The following is a 16,088-nucleotide window of genomic DNA, read 5'->3' on the forward strand; positions in this document are numbered from 1 at the left end:
GGGTAACACCCTCGGGCCGCGTTAAGGCGTCGGTGCGGACACTGACGCCCATTTTCAAAAAATCAGAACAACGGTCGCACTGTCTGGCTAAGCGCGTCGTGCTTTGCCTGTAGTTCGCGATAGACGGTGTGATTTTTCTCGTTGGGCGTGCAGCGCGTGGATTTGTCGATGGAGACGACGTTTTTAGCGAGAGCGGCAAGAGTGGTCTTTTTGCCGTCGCGCAAGCCGACGCACCAGGCGGCTTGCAACGCGCCGCCCAGTGCCGCGCCTTCGTCTTCAGCCATCGCGACGACGGGCACGCCGAAGATATCGGCCATCACTTGACGCCACACCGCGGACTTGGCGCCGCCGCCGGTCGCGCGGATTTCGCGGGGTTTTACTCCGAGATCGGCGAGGCGACGCAGGCCGTAATTCATGTTCATCGTCACGCCTTCCATCGCCGCGCGCAGCAAATGACCACGGCCGAGGTTGTGCCGGTCGAGGCCGAAAAGCACGCCGCGACCGTTCGGGAGATTGGGGGTGCGCTCGCCGTCGAGGTAGGGGAGCAAAATCAAGCCGCCTGCGCCGACGGGGGCGGCTTTGACAGCGGCATTCATCGCCGCGTGATCGGCACCGAAGAGTTCGCGTATTTTCTCCGTTACAAGCGTGACGTTCATCGTGCACAACAGCGGCAACCAGCCGCCGGTCGACGAGCAGAATGCGGCGATCTCGCCGCGGGCATCGATGACGGGCTTTTCGCTGTGCGCGTAAATGGTGCCGCTCGTGCCGAGGCTCGCGCTGACGACGCCGGGGGTAACATTGCCGGTGCCGATCGCGCCCATCATGTTGTCGCCGCCGCCCGCGCTCACCACGACGTCGCTCGAGAAGCCATAAAGCTTAGCGATTTCGGGACGCAATGTGCCGGCGGCTTCGTGCGAACCGGAAAGCGCGGGCAGCCAGTCCGCGAGGTTTTTGTCGATGGCGTTGAGCGCGTCGGTCGACCACTTGCGTTTGCGCACGTCGAGCAGCGCAGTGCCGGATGCATCGCCGGGCTCCATGAAGTAATTTCCCGTGAGATGGAAATTCAGGTAATCGTGTGGCAGGAGCACGTGGCGGAGTTTCTTGAAATTCGCGGGCTCGTGACGTTTCAGCCAAAGAATTTTCGGTGCGGTGTAACCGGGCAGAAAGGGCAGGCCGGTTTTTTTGATGACATCTTTTTGCCCGCCGAGTTTGCGCGTGAGCAGTTCGCATTCGGTATGCGTGCTGGTGTCGCACCACAGTTTGGCGGGACGGATAACTTTGCCGTCTAGGTCGAGCGGCACGAAGCCGTGTTGCTGTCCCGACACGCCGATGCCCCGCACGCGCGAACGGTCGATCTTTGCCGCGACCGCTTTGATGACCGTGTCGAGTGCTTTGGCCCATTGCTGGGGATGTTGCTCCATGTGGCCGGCGGGCAGTCCGGCAATCAGCGAGTGAGGTGCGCGCGCTTCGGCGAGGACGGTGCCACGCTCGAGGTCGAGGGCGATGGCTTTGGTGCTTTGCGTGCCGCTGTCGATGCCGAGGTAGATGCTCATGGGGAAGTGGGAGAAAATTTTAGAGTGGGAAGATGGCTACACATTTATTCGCCGATGAGCGTCACGAGGTGGAGTCCGAGGGTGTGAAGCTGGCTCGGGCGATTGCGATGACACTTTCCCAGAGTGCGCGTTCACCGGGAATACCGTATCGATCGAGATTCGCGCTGATTTCTGCGAAGGTCGGTTCGCGCACGGCGTGTTTAGGGTCGTCGGGCAAATTGGGCAGCACGACGCGGCTGAGGCCCCAGCACGCCCAAATGCGCCAGCGACGTTGTTCGCGACGCGGCTCGTTCATCCGGTCGGCGAGGTGTTGGAAATGCACACGCGGATTGCCGATGAAAACATCTTTGGGCGTGTGGCCGAGAAACCACACTTGCGCGGCGTAGGGCAGTGGCCAATCGCGCAGCACTGCCTCGTTGCCCTGCAAATCCGCGCCGAGTGCGCGGTCGAGTGAGAGCACGGCACGGGCAGCGAACCCGCTTTGCCAGAGGTAATGTCCGTAAGTGAGTGCCGTGAAATAAAAGTCCGCGTCACGTGCCGGGCCGTGCGCGGACAGCGCGCCGGCGTCCATTTTATCGGGCGGCGCAGGCAGGTGGGGACACGGCGGAAAGAAAGACGGCATCGCGCGTGAGCGTCGTAAATGCGGAAGGGGCGCACAAGTTTAACTTGGCGAGTGGCCGTCGTTCCGCGCATAAACGTGGACTGCAAACTGATACCAAAACTCCCGAGAATGACGCTTCAATCAATGAAGTGAGTGGCGGCAAGCGCTTGTTGTTGTGGCTGGCAGCGCTGCTCGTGCGCACGTGGGGTCGCACGCTGCGGTTTCAGGTCGATCCGAAGACCTACGCCTTGCTGACGTATTCAGACGAACCAGCGGCGGTCGTGTTATGGCACAATCGGTTGTTTCTTTCGGCGGAATTTTTCCGCCGCTACCGTTTTAAGCGGCGAGTTTACGGCCTCGTCAGCGCGAGCAAGGACGGTGCGTGGCTTGCGGCGTTTTACCGCATGATCGGCATTTACCCGGTGCGCGGATCGAGCAGCAATTTCGGGCGTGAGGCGGGCAAAGCGTTGATCGAGGTGATGCGCAGCGGCCACGACGTGGGCATCACGCCCGATGGGCCGCGCGGGCCGCTTTACACGGTGGAGCCGGGCGTGCTCGTGGTGACGCGGCGCAACCACGCGCCGATGGTGTTGCTCGGTGGCGAATTTACGCGCGCGTGGCGGTTGAAGAGCTGGGATCGCTTTTACATTCCGTGGCCGTTCTCCCGCATCATCATGCACGCGGCGGTGCTGCCCGCCAAAAAAGCGGACGGCACCAAGCTCAGCGCGGAAGAGGTGCGCGACGCCTTGCTCGCCGTTAATCCGGATTTGCCGGAAAAGAAGTAAGGTGCGCTTTTCGAGACTGAACGGCCCGCCCGGCTCGTCCGCCGAAGCTTCAATCAAAGGCGGGAGGTCGGGCCCTACACCGCGCGACGCTCGTAAGAGCGCTGCGGTTTAGAAGCTCGGCAAGATCGTGATGCTTTGACCTGCTTCGGCGGTGAAGTCAGCGCCGGTGCTCCAGGAGAGATCGTTAACGAGCACTTTGAAGACGACCGGCGATTTCGCGTTTTTCACCGCGACCGTCCAAAGACCTGAGCCAACGCATTCCATCGCAGTGCCTTTATCCCAGCTTAAGCCCGGGCCGGTGCCGCGGATGAAGAGGTGATTGCCAAAACCGATGTCGATTTGGGCGGTGATAAATGTCGCCGGCTGCGCGGTTGCGACGGCGGGCGCCTTCTTCTTGGCGGGAGCAGCGGACTTCTTTGCAGGCGCAGCGGCTTTTTTAACCGGGACGGCGGCGACGGGAGCCTTGGCGGCGGGCTTGGCGGGAGCGCGGGTCGGAGCGACGGCTTTTTTGGAAGGTTTTTTCATGTGAGATTTCAGTTTTAAGTTAAAAGTGACAGGACTTTGATTTGTCCGGCGGACACGACGTGCAAGCAATTTCAAAGCCAAATTCAGGGCCCGGTCGCTCGAGCGCTCGTGGGCAATGGGTTGACTCCAGGTAAGCGCGCAACGCGACTCGCTCGCCTAAGGAAAGCGCTGGGAACTTCCGGCGACGAATCCGCTCGTGCAACGCAAACCAGCGAAAGTCGTCGCCGGTCTTCGCACCAGCGACATGCCGCGCGGACGGTGAGGCGTCGGTGCGGAGACCGACGCCCACCCACTTTAAACTTTTAGGCCTCGAAACCAGCGGGCCAGGGATGGTCAGCGGGGGCACGCCAGAGAATTTCGCGATCGATGCGGGGTTTCTTGTGACGGTATTTTTCCATCAAGCGAATCTTGGCGCGCACATGCTCACCGAGATTCTTTCCATAAATGAAGGTGTTTTCGCCCGTTTCGGAAACCACCATGAACTCAGTCGGCGAATTCTCGAAATGGTCGAGGAAGCCGCGCGCGTTTTCGAGTTCGAGGTCGATGGAGGCTTGGAGGAATTTCTCGTATTTCTGCTTCTGCGGTGCGGTCGTGCTCGCGAGATAACCGTAAACGCCCGAGCACCAGGCGGCGACGCTCCGCAGCGTCGTGGCCCAGTGACGGTAGCCGCGGATGCGGTCGCGCAAGTCGGAGAGCACGCGCGTGGCTTGAGAGTCGTCGGACGCTCTTAGCAGTGCGTCGTGGATAAATTTTTCCGTCTTCGCGATGCGCGGGAGGAGATTTTTATCAAAGCGCGGCACCATCTTGTCGGCGGAGTCGCGTGAGATGAGTTCGAACAATACGTCGCGGCCGAGATCGTTAATGCCGGGATTGTTGTGTTGGAAGCAGCCGTGGCGCTCGTAATAAAAACGGTCTGCAGCCGGAATCGCTTCGATGTCGGGCACGATCGGGCGGTCGAAGGTGCGTTGCCAGCAGAAGCCGAATCCGCAGAAGAGCGGCACGATCGGTTGCCACGTGACGGCGTCTTCGAACAGCGCCCAAGCCTTGGCGAGCGCGGGGCCGTGGGTCGGACCGGCGAGGCGCGCGGCCTCCTCAGCGAGCACGTCGTCGATGCTGCGATCCGGGAAAAACTGCGCGGCACGGATTGCGAGCGGGTTGGGCGAGTAAGGTGCGGCGGACGTGTTGGCGAGGCCGCCCATCGCAGAGACGAGATCGGTGCCGATGCTCTTTAACTGCGTGAGGCGCGCGTGAATCATGCGCGGCCAAGGAATGCCGATGAGCGGCTCTTGGTTCCAGACCGGGCCGGGCGAGTAAGTGAGGATCGGCTCGATGCCTTGCGCGCGTTCTTTTTCGAGTTCCGGTTTTTCTCGTTCGTCGAGTTGGCAATGAAACATGCCGCCGGCGACGCCGAGTTGGTCGGCGTATTGCGGGTGGCTGTAAGGCAGGCTGTAGCCGCGCGCGAGCATCGACGGGCCTTCCCAATGCACGCCGCGGCCAAGTTCGCTCTTGAGCGCCTCGTGCTCCACCTTGAACGGCTCGATGCGGAGGCTGAGTTTGAATTCAGGATTTTTTTCCGCCGCAGCCTCGCGGAGATTGCGGAGGAATTTGCCGATGCTCTTGCCGGACGCTTCCGCGATTTTCTCGTGGCTGCGCCATTCGCGAATCATAAACGGTCCGCCGTTGCGACCCACGTAGAGCGAGGCCGTGTGTTCGAAACCGCCGCCGCTGTCGTTGGTCCAGATCGACATCGCGTCGAGATCCGGCACCGCTTGCATGAAATTTTTCACGGCCATGCGGTAGTGCTGCTGCGTGACCGGGTGGTCCTGCGCCATCGTGTAACGCGGCAGGCGCGAGCGGAACGGGTGATCGATGCGCGCGCCGCGGAGCGTCGGGTAGCGTTGGAAAAAACGTTCCGGCAGGCTGCGTGGTTCGTAGAGACACACCGAAGGCTTGAGGCCGTAATTGCGACCCAGCGCGGCGAGGTTTTTTAAACGCTCGAGATTGGCATCGAGGTATTGCGCAGGCCAGATGCCACGCGTGAGCGGCGTGTCGATGAAATGGTTGAAGCCCGGGCAGTAGGTGTAGAACTGCGAGTAGAATTCGCCCGGCACGGAGTCTTCGTAAGGGAAGGCCGCTTGGAGGCTGTTCACTTCGATGTGCGTGAAGCCGGCTTCTGCGAGCGTCGCGGCGTAGTGCTCGGGCGAGAAGTTGCGATTGGATTTCCAATACTGGGCAAACGAGCCGTCCCAGATCGGGCGGTTCATGCTGAAGCTGCGTTTGATGAGGAGACCCTGCGCAAGTTTTTCGCGCGTCGCGCCGCTCACGCCGTGTGCAAGCAGACGCGCGGCGGCGAACAGTCCCGAGCCTTCGCTCGCGATCACTTCGCCCGCGCCTTTTTCATCCACGCGCAGCCAAATCCAGTTTTTGGCGCCGCCCGCGGTTTTTTGCGCCGCGGGCGCCCAACCGCGAGAAGCGAGGGCAACGTTGAGGCCTTTGCCGGCGCGCTGGCCGGTGATGGCTGCAGCGCCGGTCAACTTGGCCAGTTCGAGTGCGGCGTTTTTTTCAACCGGGACGAACTTGGCGGGGTAGTGAATGACGGTGACGTTTAAACCAGCGGTGGGGTTGCTCATGGGGGAAAATTACCTCTTGCGAAGCAGCTTTTGGCTCCGGTGCAAGCGTGCGGGTGAGCCATATTTGGGAAGCGTTACATTTCTCCTCTAGGGCTGAAAATTCATTCCCGAACCATAACAATTTTTTCCCAAAATCTGCATGACCGAACCACTCTGTCACGGACTCGAAGCGCGCCCACGAAAAAGGCCGTTCTGCGAGGAGAAACGGCCTTTCGAGAGTGGTGGAGCAGATCGGGATCAAACCGACGACCTCGTCGTTGCGAACGACGCGCTCTATCAACTGAGCTACTGCCCCGTAAGGAAGGATTCTTTTGAGGGAGCGTTTGTGTGGAGTAAAACAAAATTTTCCAATTCTCCAAAGTCCCGCGGCGCGCGATTACGGCGCAGGAAAAATGCTGCAATCGCGACGCGGAGCCTTCAGTTAGACCCACGGAATCCCGTCCCCGTAGCTCAACTGGATAGAGCTCCTGCCTTCTAAGCAGGCGGTTGTGAGTTCGATTCTCGCCGGGGACACCATTCTGTAAGTGATTAACTCAATTCGTCTTCGGCTGTTATTTTTGAGATGAAATGAGATTTTTCATTTTCTTCCCTTATCAATTTTCCGCTAGACGAAAGTGTAAAGATTTTCTCACCTCCTGATTCTGTGACGATTTTTGTAGCGAAGAACGTGCTGAACATGCCAACGCTAGATGAAGCAATCCAGTGTCTCATCACTTATGAAAAAGATGAGTATCAAGGTCAGGTTTTACGCTCACGTGAGAAAAAAGAGCGAGATGCGCTGCATTTTTTTGTGATGGAGCTGGCGAAACGGAAGCTCCAGTTGAATTCAGTCAGACGGGCTTAAACGCGGTGGCTAGTTTGCTCGGCTTCATCGCATCTCTTCGGATGCTCACTGATGAAGCCTTGTTGGATTGGGGAAATGCATATGGCCGGAAGACGTGCACTCACTCCAATCGAAGAACGAAAGTTGCTTACGATTGTTCGTAAACTTAACCCTCGGGACCGAGGAATCGTAACAACTCAGTGGATGACTGGATTCAGAATCCATGAAGTCATTGCACTCCGAGTCTATCACGTATGGCGTCGCGGAGCGCTCGTAACCAAAATCGGCCTTTCACCAAAACACCTAAAGGGTAGTTACGGGCAGACGCGTTGGGTTCCCATGGTGCCAGAACTTGCCAGAGCACTGACCGTGCTGCTGGCGTGGCTGAGAAAAAGATACGGCGAAGAGCTCGATCCGAATTTGCCGCTTTTCCCAAGTCGCAACTTTGGAGCGGATGGGAAACCGAAAGCGATTACTCGTTACCGTGCGCACCAGCTTTTCCTCGCTGTTTTCGAACGGGCCGGAATCGAAAATGACGGCCGACTTGGCACTCACTCGCTCAGAAAAACTTTTGCCCGGAAGGTGTATCAGTTCTCGGGCAATGACCTGATGGTGTTAAAGGCGGCTTTGAATCATTCGGAAATCGCCACGACCGAAAAATATCTAGAGGTCGATGAAGCGGCGGTGGAGGCGGCAATCGCCAAATGTGATTTCACGCGCCCGCCGCGGATTCAGTCACCAGAGCTGAAACAGGCATCAGCTTAAGGGTGGGGAGAGCAGGGCGGCATTTGCCTCCGGCAAGTGTTCGCCGCCGCCCGCTCTAGGTTATGCGACCATGCGTATGACCAAACTGAAAAAATCCAAACAAACACCGCGTGCGGTTACGTCGCTCCCGTTACTCACGCTCGCACGATCAAATCGACTACTTGCCCGAGTGCGTGCAAATCACGGTGACGAACTACTCACCGAGGATGCGGTGCGGTGCGCCTTGGAGTTACTCAATAAGTGTTCGTTGGGGGAAGAGATGCCGGTGGCTATGATCCTCTTCGTGAAGGCAGCGTTTACTCACCGACTCGATCACCTCTTGAAAAGCGACTACCTGCTTTTGCCGACAAACAAACGCGTGCCGGTCGCGACAGCACTTAATACGTTGCTACTGGAGCGTCCGAACAAAGCGATGCGCGTGCGAATTGCTCGGGCCCTCAAAGGCAATCGCGTGCGAGCGAGTGAGCATCTCCGGAATTTAGACGAGATGCTCGATATGCCCGATTACATGAAAATGCTGCTGTTTTGGAAGCACCACGCCGAGGTCCGCGCATGCACCGTCGACCTCGCCCGGCTCAACGCCCGCATGCTGCTTGAGGAAAATTCGCCGAGCCTAAGAAAACTCAACTTGGGGTGCGACGATCCACGAGTCGGGTGAACTCAGAAGTTAAGTTTCCCGAAGTTGAGTCCAAAAAACTAAACTCCGTTTTTTTTCGAAAACTAAACTCCAACTCAACTCCACGTTCTCCCGAAAATGTGGAATCAATCCAATCTGTTCGTTGATTCTTCCCGTGCTTATCCGAAAGCTGATATAACTGCAGCTGTTTCATCGTCGGTAATCGCCAGATAGGCTTCAGTGGTCGAAGAGTAGCGATGATTCATTGCGCGTTGAGTGAGACGCAAGTCGTGACCGCTCGATCCATACACGGCGCGCGCGAACGCTTTCCGGCACGAATGCATTCCGTAGCAGGCGCTTTCCGTGCTGATGCCCACGCGCCACAACGCTTGATGCAAGATCGTGCGTGCTTGCCAGCGACTGAGTGCACGGCCGCGAACGCGACTGGCGAAGAGCATGTCGCTCGGTTGCGCGCCGCTCGCTAATCGCGTCGGCACATAACGCGCGAGCGCTGCGGCCAGAGCAGCGCCAATCGGAATCGTCCGTGAAGGCACCGAACGGCGATGCACCCCGCGGCCACCTTTGAGCAGTCGTCTAGCGATCGTGAGGGTCGGCCGCGCAGCGCCATTGTGCCAAACATCCTGAATGCGGATCGCGAGCAATTCTGAGACGCGGAAGCCGGACTTAAGGGCCGCGACGATGAGGAGGCCGTCGCGCGCGTTGAGCGTGGAAGCGAGTGCGAGCAGTGCGTCGCATTCCGAGTGGGTGAGGGGAGTCGTTTTCATTGCCCCGCCCAAATCTAAGCGCCGCACTCCGCGAAGCGGACGTGCGCGCGTCAGCGCTTTTTCAAATCACACCCATGCGATTCTCCCTCGGGAAATCACCAACTCAACCAGACGGAATTTTGGGTGAGTTGAATTTTTGCGCGACAGTCCGGGAACCAGAATGGAAGCATCGTCATCGACGCAGTCTTTCTATTTAGAATCGATGCTCCTCGCGCGACCGAAAATAGCGGAGCGTCTACGATTTAGGAAGTAGAGGTGATCCTGACTGTCATTGTGGATCCAAGTCTGGTATCTCGCTGCGCACGCAAACGTGGTAGACGTCATCAATGCGGTCTGCGCTGAAAACGCTCTGTAGTGATGTGCAATCTTGATAAGGTTTGAATTTCAACCTTATAGATTCCTTGGCAAGAAGCCGCTGCGGTTTGATCGTAAATCAAGCACTTGGAAAACGATTTAGTCCCTTTCGGCCCCACCTCTTGACTTCTAAGCAGGCGGTTGCGTGTTCGAGTCACGCCGGGGACGCCATCTCGCGGTTTTTGCCGGAGAAATAATGACTTGCCTAGCATCGGGGCATGCGGCTTCTTCGCCCTTCCACGGTTTGTCGGGCCGTAGCGTAGTCTGGTAGCGCGCTTGCATGGGGTGCAAGAGGTCGTGAGTTCGAATCTCACCGGCCCGACCATTTTAGGACATGCGAACCCTCGCGTTTTGTAGCGTCTCAGGCTGTCTAACTGCGCCATTCGCAGGAAGTTGCGAAGAATTAACTGATTGACCGCTCGCGTCAGGCGACGACACCTCCCCACCCATCGCGACCCCTGTTTGTGCGCGTATTTGTGTGCGTTTCGATGCAGTATTTTGGAGGGCTGGTGAGTTACTTCTCACGTCGCGTTGCGCGGAAAGCTCATCGTGTGTGCGTTTTGTTGTGTGCATGCGCACGCGGCCCGTGAGGTCAAACTCACCAGTCATTTTCGGTAACGCCGCGACCCCTTGCGCGAGCGGAAGCTGTGACGGATCGTTGTAAAGGTTGGTTGTCAGTTTTAGATCGCTGTGTCGCATCAACTCTTTGACGACGATCGGATGCACTCCGTTCGCGAGTAGCGTTGTGCCGAATGTCATGCGCAGCGAATGGAAATCCACGCGCCGACCAACTTCGTCGCGCAATGGAATTCCCGCGCGCTCTAAATCGCGGCGGACGGTTTCGATTCGCGGCACCTTGTGAAGGAAGGGACGGGAGAGCGAATCGTATCCAGGTGGACGCATGCGGCGCAGGGTTGCGGCCAAGTCGGCATGCAATGGTAAGGTCGCGTCCCGACGATTCTTGGCGATCGAAGCGGGCACTCGCACGCGCGGGTTGCCATCGTCGAGTAGGAAATCCACCCACCGAATTTGGTTAAGCTCCTTGCGCCGGAGACCGGTGTAGAGAGCCAGGGCGTAAACGACGGCGCGATGAAGAGGAGAAACGCGCAACAACTCGGCGAACTGTTCGGGGGAAAGCGCCCGTCGGCAGGGCATCTTGCCGCGCGTGTCGACACGTTGCACGTGCGAGAGCGGGTCTTCAACCAGTTGCCGCTGATTGCACAACCAGCGGAAAAACCCTTGGGCGTTCGCGAGCAGGTCATTCACGGATTTTCCACTGAGTCCCGACTGGGCGCGCCAAGTAACAAACGCTTTCGCATTCACTGCGCGCAGCTCGCTCCAGTTAAGCCGGGCAAACAAAATTTTTAGCGTGCCATGATATTTGCGCAGCGTGCCCGCGCTTCGACCCTTGGCGCGCAGATCCACCATAAAGTTTTTCAACAATTCCGAAAGAGGTTCATTGAGTGCTGCGCGCACGGTTCGCGCGGGAAGAAGTCCTAGCGCTTCCTTTTCGAAATCTTTGGCCAGTTCTTGAAGTTTCATTTCAGCGATGCGCCGGTCGCCGGTTTGCAGTGAAAATACTTTGGGCTTCGCCCAGGTATCGAGCTTTAGCTTGCCGGAGTAGTTTTTTCGCTCTTGCCGGATTCCGTCTACAACGCGTTTCGGTTTGAATACAAAGCAGATCATGACGCTCCCTGTTTATCGCCGCGTTCGCGACGAAGTTTTTCGAGGTAGGTAGCTACGTCGCTCGGATCGACGCGCGAGGCACGTCCGATCTTCAACGGTGGCGGAAACGTTCCGCTAGCCATCAGCCGTTCCAAAGTGCGTCGCGATATCGCGAGCGACGAAGCGGCTGCTTTGAGCGTTAGGAGAGAGTGATTGTCCGCGGAACGCGGAGTTGATCCAGCAGGTTGACAGACGGAGATAGGCGTGGCCATAGCGTGAGAGAGTTAACGTAACCGGAATCACGTGCGCCGTATTGACGGCCGCGGCTTGGGGGTGATTCGTTTCCCATCAAGCTCTCGATTCCCAACTGTGGGGCATGATGCGCTTCAGCGCACAACACCACTAATCTAGAGAAATTTTTCGTCTCGTCAAATCTTCCCAAGAGTGGCTCGGAAGTGGATCCCGCGCGATGGATGTATTGGTTCGCAATAACGATCTGGAAACGCTTTGACGGGCGTGGCTACCGAACGAGCGGGAGATTATGAGAAAACGCTTCGTGGTATCGACTGACTTCCTCGCGCTTGTGCCCAGCGAATTCAGGAGGGCACTCCCTAAAATACGGCTAGTAGAGTTACCTCGCAAACGAGCCTCCTTTGATGCGACGCTCGAAGAAGTTCTCTCTATGATCGTCTGGCTTCGCGCGTGAGCCGAACAGGTAGAGTGCGCACACGAACAGATTCGAATATGGCACGCTATTGCGGGATTTGAAGCCCTGTGGGCGCAGGAAAAAGAGTAGGCCTCCGCAGAGCATTCCGCCTGACAACCGCGGGCCGAACCCAGATTAACGACGATGTGCTATGCGTGCGGAAGATTTGAATAGTTTGAAACCCTGTTTGTCCGCTTTCACGGTTAGCACCTTACCTAAGCGATGGGCCGCAACACGCACGGCGGTGGCTGCTCTCATGTCAGGAACTCGGATAAACGTTTTTTTACCTTTGAGGACCTGTTCGGCGAGTGCGCGGTTAGAAATCACCGGTTTTGCAGGGCGCTTTAATTTCTCCTTAGGCGAGGCAGGCGGCTGCGATTTCGATTTAACCGAAAGGGGACTGGGTTTCACGATCTTTGCAGCGGGTGTGTTTTGCTGGGGTGCCATCTGTGTCGGCTTCATTTTTTTCGCTGGGCGGTGCGTAACCTTCGACTTCGATTTTACTAGCTTAAAGCCGCCCTTTACCGGTGTGACGGTCAGCACTCCACCTAGGCGATGTCCGGCAACCCGAACTGCAGTCGCATGCCTCAGGTTCTTCACCCGTACATACGTTTTTTTCCCTTTTAATATTTGTTCTGCAATGGCCCGGTTGCTCATAGACAGTTAATAGTACCTACCAAACAGTACCTGTCAGTGAAAAATTTCCGGCGAAAACCCCTGAAAAGACCAATTCCTGTCGCTAAAAATGAATTGCTCCGCCTGAGTGAGGCCATGCGTGATCGCGTATCGGATCAGTTCGTGTGTAGAGTGGATATCTAATTTCTCCATGATATTCCGGCGACGCGAATGCACGGTGGAGGGACCATTTACCAAGATCGCGCTGATTCCCGAAGTTCTTCGTCGATGATCTCAACCAAGTCGCTGGCGAGCTGAGCAAGTCTCGTTCAAGAGACGAGTTCGTTTAAACAGATCGACTGGGCTGCTGATGCTTGCGGGCGAGATGCTCAAGAAGCTCGCGATGAGCCGGAGAATAACCACCCCCAGTTTGTCGCATCAGCAAATGCGATTTGCAGGCATCGAGGAATCGCACCCATCGCAACGGGCGCTTTTCGCTGAGCGCGAGCAACGCGCGAAGCACGTAGTGTTTAACCGGGACATCGAGTCCGCCGATCACCAAGCCAAAAACGCCAAAACTGACCCCGACTGAAGCGAGGAACACCATCGCCCGAGAGAGGTTCGCCGAGGATTGAGCGGCGTTTGCATTGATGACCAGATAGCCGACAAACAAAATTAAGAAACTTCCGGCCCCAAGGCCGACGGCCAATTTGGTGGAACTGGAAATCGACCGCGCAATCCCTTCATTCGGCGCCACTCGTGTGGTCCGTTCTGTATCCGCGCGATGAAACCCAAAAACGCAGCCTATGACTCCGCCGACCACCGCCGCGAGGGCACAAGCGATCAACGCAACCATCGCGCATTGAAATAGGGATGGGCTGGTTTGGGTGCTCAGGGTATAAAGAACGAAGGGCAGGATGATGAGTTGGACCACGATAACGGAAATTATCCCTGCGGTTTTGCTCCAACGCCATTGCACCCGTTCGGCCGTTTTGACGTCGTCACCGAAGATCGCGGTCAAGCTTAACACGGTGATCGCCAAAGGTAACGTAATAATGAACTTGGGTTCAGATAAGGCAAAATTCTGGTTGGGAAAGTAAAAGGCGCGGATGCTCTCGATAACACATAAGATACTCGCCGCGACCAGAGTGAACGAGGCGGGGTTTCTTGCGTTCAGCGCCCTAAAAATCAAAGCGGTCATTAGGCATGCGAAGGACACAGGGAAGTGCGTCGTGGTGATTGCGGTCAACGACATCCATTCCCAAGGATTGGCGCCGCCGAGAATCACCAGCGCAACGAGCGGCAGGTAAAGCGCCAAGATACTGCCCGCGGAAACCACAAAGGCTTCCAAGGCAAGACGGGCTGAGGGTTTGAATCCTAACCCATGCGAGGTAAGGCCCCATTCACGCCAAACCGACGTATAAGCTCCAAACAGAAAAATCGAGAACAACAGCAGAAAGCCATACATTTGCCCGGTCAGTAGGGCACCGATCGCTCCGGTCTTGGGCAGCATTTCCGGAAAAACGAGCGTCGAAATCCCCAGCACCAGCGTCAATGGAAGCACCACCAAGATCGAAAACCCCACCCTGGTAGCCATACAGTAAACAATGCGCGCACGAAAATGCTGCAGCCAGTCTTTCTGTAGATCCTCGATATGGAAAAAGGTCAATCGATCCTGCAGCATGTTGGCCGAGAGCCAGACCAACTGGCTGAACAGGTAATTAGAAGAGTAAGGCCCGCGGCCGGCTGTTTCATGCAAACGCTTGGCCACATACGTATCGAAAATATGAGTCTTACGACCCAGGGCCGTGAACTGATCCCCCGGCAGGACGATCTCGCTGAAGCTCTTCCCCGCGTACGCATAACTCATCGCATTCAACAGAAAAGGGGTACGCGTCATTTCTGGCAACCAAGACTCAGTCTGAATGAGCGAACGCAGGCTGGCCAATTCTGGTTTGGCCAGGACTTCGTAAACGTTCTCCTCGTCGAGGGGAAGCAGGGTGATCGCGGCGCGCACATCCAGCTTACTGCTGAGGGTGCCGTAATCCCCAGTGCGGCTGGTGATCGCTAGGCCCGTGCGCAAACGGCGATTCCGAAATTCATTGATCTCCTCCAGGCACCGTTGCGGATTTTCTTTCACTTCATCCAGTCCATCTAAAAGTGGCAGGATCCGCCCATCATCAAGCCAGCGTTGGATCATTTCTCCTGGTAGCTGGTAGGAGCGGGCGGCCTCACGCACGATCCATGCCGCAATCGATTCATGTGGTCTCCAGCTATTAAGAGGCAGCACCAAGGGAACTGGTTGTTTTGGATCTTCGCTGGCTTCCGCCAGCAAGTGTTCGGCCAGCTGCAAAAGCATGGTCGTTTTGCCGCTTCCGGGAGCCCCGAGTATCAGCAACTCGGATCCCACTTTCTGAAAAGTTTGGCCAATACTTAAATGGTCCGGCAGCGAGTGTTGCCCAAAATCGATGTGATGCAGGATCGCTTGAGGAGCGGATTGAAACCCGATTTCGAACTGGCTAACTTCAGTGAGCGTTTGGTGCAAAACGCCTTCGAGCCAATAGCGGTGGATTCGGTCGATCAGCACACTCCGGTCTGAATGCCGTTTCGCTGTACCTGTCGGCCGCAGCGCACCGGCATTTGCGACCGAATGCTCGGCCCGAGCCGCGACCTTGGCTCTGGTGTCTTCCGCCATTTTGCGCACCAAGTCCGCGAGCTCTTTTTGCTGGTTTAAAATCTCATCCAGTTTGGCTCCTTGGTTTTTCTGTCGGACACCCTGCTCATGCAGGAGCGATTTCAATTCCGCCAGAAGAGAGGCGGTTGTCTCCGTTCGAACCAGGACGGCTTGGAGTTTGGGGTCAAGGGCTCCCAGCCATTGGCGAAGCTGGCGAGCTTCCTCCAGAATTTCCGCGTGGGCCTGCTGAAAGCGTTGCGTAAAGCGCAGTCGCGTTTCCATTGGACCGGACTGGGCGAGTTGAGCGACCTCGTGGGTGAGATCGCATAACAAACGCAACACCATGCCGCGATATCCAGCCGAGTCCTGGCTCGCGAACGCGTTGTACAAGTAGGAGGAATATTTCTCGTGCAGATGCTCGGCGAGCAGGTCCCAGTCGAACCAATCCACCAGTGGCCGGGTCGTCGCTTCGCGGGCGGCACATCGGCGCAGAAAGGTTTTCCAGAATTCCCGGGTGACCGCCGGCTGCGGGTGCTCGTTGGTTAAGTGCTCGACCAGCCGCGCTACCAGCTCGCCATCCTGATACGCATCAAGCTTCCAGTCGTAGCTGGCTTGCATTTCCAGCCAGCACGCCTCACAGGCCTCCGCGAGGATTTCCTTCCGCTCATCTGGGAACTGGGGATGGTGGAAGGAAAGAACGCCTAACTTGACGGCTTCCGCCGCCACCTCGGCCAGCTTATGGTTTTTGATCGCCGAGTTGAGGGTCTCCCGCGCGCTTGCCCCTTGATCGTCCTTCGAGGTAAGTCGGTTGCAAAAATAGCCGGCAATTGCGGTGGCACTCGAGGTGAGGAGGGCGGCCGCCACCGGAGAGTCCGGATCAATCAAAGCCGTCCACGCCGGCACCAGAGACGTAGCTAGCCACGTCGCACGAATCACGGGATGGGAGATCGGGCTGTTAGCGGACATGGATGCGGAGGCGACGCTAATTCTT

The 16,088-nt window shown here is 57.2% G+C and carries 14 protein-coding genes and 3 tRNA genes; 6 read left to right on the plus strand and 11 right to left on the minus strand.

Annotated features, from left to right (window positions below; translation table 11 throughout):
* Positions 1 to 62 precede the first annotated feature (62 nt).
* Together xylB and ACRRQW_RS15740 are read right to left on the minus strand one after the other, a co-directional pair.
* Complete coding sequence (xylB, locus tag ACRRQW_RS15735) at positions 63 to 1,553, minus strand: xylulokinase (protein ID WP_438482552.1); 1,491 nt, start codon at positions 1,551 to 1,553, stop codon at positions 63 to 65.
* Between the two features lie 61 nt (positions 1,554 to 1,614).
* A complete protein-coding gene (locus tag ACRRQW_RS15740) occupies positions 1,615 to 2,175 on the minus strand; it encodes a hypothetical protein (RefSeq protein ID WP_438482553.1) in 561 nt (186 codons plus the stop codon).
* Positions 2,176 to 2,180: 5 nt separating this feature from the next.
* On the opposite strand from ACRRQW_RS15740, the gene ACRRQW_RS15745 reads away from it, so the two are divergent.
* A complete protein-coding gene (locus tag ACRRQW_RS15745) occupies positions 2,181 to 2,939 on the plus strand; it encodes a lysophospholipid acyltransferase family protein (protein WP_438482554.1) in 759 nt (252 codons plus the stop codon).
* A 108-nt stretch (positions 2,940 to 3,047) separates the two neighbouring features.
* Here ACRRQW_RS15745 and ACRRQW_RS15750 read toward each other — a convergent pair whose 3' ends face one another.
* The 3 genes from ACRRQW_RS15750 to ACRRQW_RS15760 all read right to left on the minus strand — a co-directional run bounded on the left by ACRRQW_RS15750 (position 3,048) and on the right by ACRRQW_RS15760 (position 6,389).
* Entirely contained in the window at positions 3,048 to 3,464 is a 417-nt protein-coding gene (locus ACRRQW_RS15750) for a hypothetical protein (RefSeq protein WP_438482555.1), read from the minus strand.
* 302 nt (positions 3,465 to 3,766) lie between these two features.
* A complete protein-coding gene (locus ACRRQW_RS15755; RefSeq protein WP_438482556.1) occupies positions 3,767 to 6,094 on the minus strand; it encodes a hypothetical protein in 2,328 nt (775 codons plus the stop codon).
* 219 nt (positions 6,095 to 6,313) lie between these two features.
* Positions 6,314 to 6,389 (minus strand) — tRNA-Ala (locus tag ACRRQW_RS15760).
* Positions 6,390 to 6,533: 144 nt separating this feature from the next.
* Here ACRRQW_RS15760 and ACRRQW_RS15765 point away from each other — a divergent pair.
* The 4 genes from ACRRQW_RS15765 (at position 6,534) to ACRRQW_RS15780 (ending at position 8,340) form a co-directional block, all read left to right on the plus strand.
* Positions 6,534 to 6,610: transfer RNA gene (locus ACRRQW_RS15765), tRNA-Arg, on the plus strand.
* A gap of 127 nt (positions 6,611 to 6,737) precedes the next feature.
* Entirely contained in the window at positions 6,738 to 6,938 is a 201-nt protein-coding gene (locus ACRRQW_RS15770; protein ID WP_438482557.1) for a hypothetical protein, read from the plus strand.
* Between the two features lie 81 nt (positions 6,939 to 7,019).
* The gene (locus ACRRQW_RS15775) at positions 7,020 to 7,682 is read left to right on the plus strand and encodes a tyrosine-type recombinase/integrase (RefSeq protein ID WP_438482558.1); all 663 of its coding nucleotides are present in this window, start codon (positions 7,020 to 7,022) and stop codon (positions 7,680 to 7,682) included.
* A 265-nt stretch (positions 7,683 to 7,947) separates the two neighbouring features.
* Positions 7,948 to 8,340, plus strand: coding sequence for a hypothetical protein (locus tag ACRRQW_RS15780; RefSeq protein ID WP_438482559.1), 393 nt, complete (start codon positions 7,948 to 7,950; stop codon positions 8,338 to 8,340).
* 137 nt (positions 8,341 to 8,477) lie between these two features.
* Here the strand turns inward: ACRRQW_RS15780 and ACRRQW_RS15785 are convergent, their stop codons facing one another.
* Positions 8,478 to 9,083, minus strand: a complete 606-nt coding sequence (locus tag ACRRQW_RS15785) for a tyrosine-type recombinase/integrase (RefSeq protein ID WP_438482560.1) — start codon at positions 9,081 to 9,083, stop codon at positions 8,478 to 8,480.
* A gap of 602 nt (positions 9,084 to 9,685) precedes the next feature.
* Here ACRRQW_RS15785 and ACRRQW_RS15790 point away from each other — a divergent pair.
* Positions 9,686 to 9,762 (plus strand) — tRNA-Pro (locus tag ACRRQW_RS15790).
* Positions 9,763 to 9,764: 2 nt separating this feature from the next.
* On the opposite strand, the gene ACRRQW_RS15795 is transcribed toward ACRRQW_RS15790, so the two are convergent.
* The 5 genes from ACRRQW_RS15795 to ACRRQW_RS15815 form a co-directional block, all read right to left on the minus strand.
* The gene (locus tag ACRRQW_RS15795; RefSeq protein ID WP_438482561.1) at positions 9,765 to 11,123 is read right to left on the minus strand and encodes a tyrosine-type recombinase/integrase; all 1,359 of its coding nucleotides are present in this window, start codon (positions 11,121 to 11,123) and stop codon (positions 9,765 to 9,767) included.
* Complete coding sequence (locus ACRRQW_RS15800) at positions 11,120 to 11,374, minus strand: helix-turn-helix transcriptional regulator (RefSeq protein WP_438482562.1); 255 nt, start codon at positions 11,372 to 11,374, stop codon at positions 11,120 to 11,122. Before ACRRQW_RS15800 ends, ACRRQW_RS15795 begins: the two co-directional genes overlap by 4 nt.
* A gap of 569 nt (positions 11,375 to 11,943) precedes the next feature.
* Positions 11,944 to 12,465 (minus strand): hypothetical protein, encoded by a 522-nt coding sequence (locus ACRRQW_RS15805; RefSeq protein ID WP_438482563.1) that lies wholly within the window; start codon positions 12,463 to 12,465, stop codon positions 11,944 to 11,946.
* 33 nt (positions 12,466 to 12,498) lie between these two features.
* Positions 12,499 to 12,693: a hypothetical protein gene (locus ACRRQW_RS15810; protein ID WP_438483298.1), complete on the minus strand. Its 195-nt coding sequence runs from the start codon at positions 12,691 to 12,693 to the stop codon at positions 12,499 to 12,501.
* A gap of 76 nt (positions 12,694 to 12,769) precedes the next feature.
* Positions 12,770 to 16,063, minus strand: coding sequence for an NACHT domain-containing protein (locus ACRRQW_RS15815; protein WP_438482564.1), 3,294 nt, complete (start codon positions 16,061 to 16,063; stop codon positions 12,770 to 12,772).
* Positions 16,064 to 16,088: the final 25 nt, after the last annotated feature.

It is taken from the genome of Oleiharenicola lentus (assembly GCF_051660365.1).
Lineage (GTDB): Bacteria > Verrucomicrobiota > Verrucomicrobiia > Opitutales > Opitutaceae > Lacunisphaera > Lacunisphaera lenta_A.

Bases quoted from the DNA above. Each gene is read 5' to 3' on its own strand.
- ACRRQW_RS15755 (WP_438482556.1), bottom strand. From the start codon at position 6,094: ATGAGCAACCCCACCGCTGGTTTAAACGTCACCGTCATTCACTACCCC.
- xylB (WP_438482552.1), bottom strand. From the start codon at position 1,553: ATGAGCATCTACCTCGGCATCGACAGCGGCACGCAAAGCACCAAAGCC.
- ACRRQW_RS15815 (WP_438482564.1), bottom strand. From the start codon at position 16,063: ATGTCCGCTAACAGCCCGATCTCCCATCCCGTGATTCGTGCGACGTGG.
- ACRRQW_RS15785 (WP_438482560.1), bottom strand. From the start codon at position 9,083: ATGAAAACGACTCCCCTCACCCACTCGGAATGCGACGCACTGCTCGCA.
- ACRRQW_RS15805 (WP_438482563.1), bottom strand. From the start codon at position 12,465: ATGAGCAACCGGGCCATTGCAGAACAAATATTAAAAGGGAAAAAAACG.
- ACRRQW_RS15740 (WP_438482553.1), bottom strand. From the start codon at position 2,175: ATGCCGTCTTTCTTTCCGCCGTGTCCCCACCTGCCTGCGCCGCCCGAT.
- ACRRQW_RS15795 (WP_438482561.1), bottom strand. From the start codon at position 11,123: ATGATCTGCTTTGTATTCAAACCGAAACGCGTTGTAGACGGAATCCGG.
- ACRRQW_RS15750 (WP_438482555.1), bottom strand. From the start codon at position 3,464: ATGAAAAAACCTTCCAAAAAAGCCGTCGCTCCGACCCGCGCTCCCGCC.
- ACRRQW_RS15775 (WP_438482558.1), top strand. From the start codon at position 7,020: ATGGCCGGAAGACGTGCACTCACTCCAATCGAAGAACGAAAGTTGCTT.
- ACRRQW_RS15800 (WP_438482562.1), bottom strand. From the start codon at position 11,374: ATGGCCACGCCTATCTCCGTCTGTCAACCTGCTGGATCAACTCCGCGT.